The sequence below is a fragment of the Barnesiella sp. ET7 genome (assembly GCF_024733785.1).
GTDB classification, from domain to species: domain Bacteria; phylum Bacteroidota; class Bacteroidia; order Bacteroidales; family Barnesiellaceae; genus Barnesiella; species Barnesiella merdigallinarum.
Map to the genome: position 1 here is coordinate 1 of NZ_JANRHM010000078.1, position 434 is coordinate 434.

A 434-nucleotide genomic window follows, 5' to 3' on the forward strand; every position below is an offset into this window, starting at 1 on the left:
TCCTTGCCTCTCACGATTGGCCTCACATACGGCTTGCTGATGCTCACTATCCTGTCCTTGACACTCTCGCGAGGATTGTTGTTCTCGAAGTGGGCCTTCTGCTGGCGGTACACTCTTGTGATGATTTCAATATCGCTCTTCTGTCTGGCTGTCAGCAATTTCTCCGCGCCTGCATTCTCCCTCTCCAGTGTGCGGGTCTCCTTCAGTATCTTCCCCAAAAGGTTGAGCAGGCGTCTGGTCAGTTTCCTGGTCTGGACTTTCGTATGCCTGCGCCGCTTCCTGTACGACAGGTTGGCCTTCTCTACGTCTACGTACTTCGTCCTCGGACGGTGCACATTCAGCTTGGCACTCAGAGTGCACATTATCTCATATGACTTCTCTATTCCTTCCCACAGAAGCTTCGCATCCGTAGGATAGCGCATCTCGCTCTCGTA

General features: G+C 52.8%; 1 pseudogene. It reads right to left on the reverse strand.

Features of this window, described 5'->3' with window-relative positions:
• Nucleotides 1-434 (reverse strand): annotated as a pseudogene (locus tag NW211_RS14005) (DDE transposase); the annotation flags it as partial.